General features: G+C 71.5%; 4 protein-coding genes. 2 read left to right on the plus strand and 2 right to left on the minus strand.

The genetic code is table 11. The annotated features are described in order from the left end of the window. Positions 1 to 28 precede the first annotated feature (28 nt). Together Q0112_RS04775 and Q0112_RS04780 are read right to left on the minus strand one after the other, a co-directional pair. Positions 29 to 601 carry an NADPH-dependent FMN reductase gene (locus Q0112_RS04775; protein ID WP_297972161.1) on the minus strand — a complete coding sequence of 191 codons (573 nt, stop codon included), beginning with the start codon at positions 599 to 601 and terminating at the stop codon, positions 29 to 31. Beyond that, on the minus strand, positions 598 to 1,179 hold the full coding sequence (locus Q0112_RS04780) for a TlpA disulfide reductase family protein (RefSeq protein WP_297972164.1): 582 nt from the start codon (positions 1,177 to 1,179) through the stop codon (positions 598 to 600). The genes Q0112_RS04775 and Q0112_RS04780 overlap by 4 nt, the downstream gene beginning before the upstream one ends. Between Q0112_RS04780 and argH the strand changes: the two genes are divergently transcribed. Then, the gene (gene argH / locus Q0112_RS04785) at positions 1,157 to 2,563 is read left to right on the plus strand and encodes an argininosuccinate lyase (RefSeq protein ID WP_297972167.1); all 1,407 of its coding nucleotides are present in this window, start codon (positions 1,157 to 1,159) and stop codon (positions 2,561 to 2,563) included. The two genes, Q0112_RS04780 and argH, sit on opposite strands and share 23 nt — an antisense overlap. Next, a complete protein-coding gene (locus Q0112_RS04790; protein WP_297972169.1) occupies positions 2,560 to 2,673 on the plus strand; it encodes a lipoprotein in 114 nt (37 codons plus the stop codon). Before argH ends, Q0112_RS04790 begins: the two co-directional genes overlap by 4 nt. The last annotated feature ends 20 nt before the right edge of the window (positions 2,674 to 2,693 follow it).

A 2,693-nucleotide genomic window follows, 5' to 3' on the forward strand; every position in this document is an offset into this window, starting at 1 on the left:
CCGGATGGAAACGATCGTTAACGGCCCGTCAGGTCTGCCGCGGCAGCACGGTGTAGACGCGGCCGATATAGGCGGCGAACTCGGCGATCCAGGTGCGCAGGAAGTCCTCGGTCGCGGGGACGCTGACCACGCCCTCGTCGTCGATGAGGTCCGGCGTGAACTGGATGTAGGCCTCGGGCGCGGTCATCTGCGGCGAGTTGCAGAAGCTCAGAACGCCGCGCAGGCTCTGTTGCGCCAGCGCCGTGCCGATCTTGCCGGTGGAGGCGCCGATCACGGCGGACGGCTTGCGGGCGAAGGAATTCCTGCCGTACGGGCGGCTGGCCCAGTCGATCGCGTTCTTGAGTCCGCCGGGGATCGAGCGGTTGTATTCCGGGGTCACGAACATCACCGCATCGACGGCGGCAAGGGCGGCCTTGAATTCGCGGGCGGCCGGCGGGAAGTCCTCGTCGTAGTCGTAGCTGTAGAGCGGCAGATCCCGAAAGGGGATCTCGACCATCTCGAGCTCGACGGGCGCGAGCCGGACCAGCGCCGTCGCGAGCTTGCGGTTGATCGACCCCTTCGCGAGGCTGCCGATCAGGTAGCCGACCCTGTACTTGTTCATGGCGTGTCCCCCTGGCTAGCGACGAGCGCATCGATCAATGCACGGGCGTCCTGCCCGTTCCAGTCCGCATCGCCCATCATGCGGGCGATCTCCTGCCCCTCGCGGTCGAGGAGCAGGCTGACCGGCAGGCCGGCGACGCCCATGGCGGCGGCGAGCCGGCCCTTCGGGTCGAGCGCGTTCGGCAGGTCGGTGATCCCGGCCTCCTCGCGGAAGGCCGCGATGGCCTCGGGACTGTTGCGGCCGGTCGCGATGGTGACGACCTGGAAGTCGGGGCCGCCCCTGGCGCGCTCGAGCGCGGCGAGCGCCGGCATCTCCTTGCGGCAGGGCGCGCACCAGGTCGCCCAGAAGTTCACCAGCCGCACCCGGCCATTGGAGGCGGCGAGCGTCGTCGGCTGGCCGTCGGGGCCGAGGTACTCGGTGTCCGGCACCGGCTCCGGCGCGGGGTGGACGACGAGCTTGCGCATCTCGCCGGTGCGGAGGGGCTCGAGGTCGGTGGCGTTCGCGGGGGGCGCGGCGTATAGCAGGGCCGCGGCGAGAACGGGCAGGATGGGCAGGATGGCCGACGACAGGGAAGCCAAGGCGGGTTCCAATGCGATGTGGGGCGGCCGCTTCGCCAGCGGGCCCGATGCGGTGATGGAGGCGATCAACGCCTCGATCGATTTCGACCGCCGGCTCTATGCCGAGGACATCGCCGCCAGCCGGGCGCATGCGGCGATGCTGGGCGCGACCGGCATCGTCTCTGATAGCGACGCCGCCGCCATCCGGGAAGGGCTGCTCACGGTTCTGTCAGAGATCGAGGCGGGCAGCTTCCCGTTCAGCCGGGCGCTCGAGGACATCCACATGAACGTGGAGAGCCGGCTGCGGGAGCTGATCGGCGCGCCGGCCGGGCGGCTGCACACCGCCCGCTCGCGCAACGACCAGGTGGCGGTCGATTTCCGCCTCTGGGTGCGGGGCCAGTGCGACGCGGCGGAGGCGGGGCTCACGGCGCTGATGCGTGCGCTGGTGGCGCAGGCCGAGGCCGGGGCGGCGATGGTGATGCCGGGCTTCACCCATCTGCAGGTGGCGCAGCCGGTGACCTGGGGCCACCATATGCTCGCCTATGTCGAGATGTTCGCCCGCGACCGCGGGCGTTTCCGCGATGCGCGGGCGCGGATGAACGAGAGCCCGCTCGGCGCGGCGGCGCTCGCCGGGACGAGCTTTCCGATCGACCGGGAGATGACGGCGGCGGCGCTCGGCTTCGACCGGCCGATGGCGAATTCGCTCGACGCGGTGAGCGACCGCGACTTTGCGCTGGAGTTCCTCGCCGCGGCGGCGATCTCCGCCACCCACCTCAGCCGCCTGGCCGAGGAACTCGTCGTCTGGACCTCGGCGCAGTTCGGCTTCGTGCGGCTCTCCGACCGTTTCTCCACCGGCTCCTCGATCATGCCGCAGAAGCGGAACCCGGATGCCGCCGAGCTCTGCCGGGCCAAGGTGGCGCGGATCACCGGCGCGCTGGTCGCCCTGCTGACGGTGATGAAGGGGTTGCCGCTCGCCTATTCCAAGGACATGCAGGAGGACAAGGAGCAGGTCTTCGACGCGGCGGACGCGCTGATGCTCGCGCTGGCGGCGATGACCGGCATGGTCGCCGACATGGCCCCCGAGGCCGAGCGGCTCCGCGCCGCGGCCGCCACGGGCTTCTCGACCGCGACCGATCTCGCCGACTGGCTGGTGCGCCGGCTGGGGCTGCCCTTCCGCGAGGCGCATCATGTGACCGGCGCGCTGGTGAAGCGGGCCGAGGAGAAGGGGGTCGATCTGGCCGACCTCTCGCTCGCCGAGATGCAGGCGGTCCATCCCGGCATCGTCGAGGAGGTCTACGAGGTCCTCGGCGTCGACAATTCCGTCGCCAGCCGCACCAGCTTCGGCGGCACCGCGCCGGCGCGGGTGCGCGCCGAGGTGCGGCGCTGGTGGGAGGCGCTCGGGTGAGCCGGCTGGCCTGTCTCCTCCTCGCCGTCGCCCTGCTCGCGGCCTGCGGGATCAAGGGCGACCCCGCGCCGCCCCAACCCGAGGCGCCGCCCGAGGCCGAGGCGCGCTGACCCCGCTTGAGTCGCCCGGC

It is taken from the genome of uncultured Amaricoccus sp. (genome assembly GCF_937858865.1).
Classification (GTDB): Bacteria; Pseudomonadota; Alphaproteobacteria; order Rhodobacterales; family Rhodobacteraceae; genus Amaricoccus.

What these genes read in the sequence shown, in the direction of transcription:
- Q0112_RS04775 (WP_297972161.1), bottom strand. Translation starts at nt 601, where the DNA reads ATGAACAAGTACAGGGTCGGCTACCTGATCGGCAGCCTCGCGAAGGGG.
- argH (WP_297972167.1), top strand. Translation starts at nt 1,157, where the DNA reads ATGGCCGACGACAGGGAAGCCAAGGCGGGTTCCAATGCGATGTGGGGC.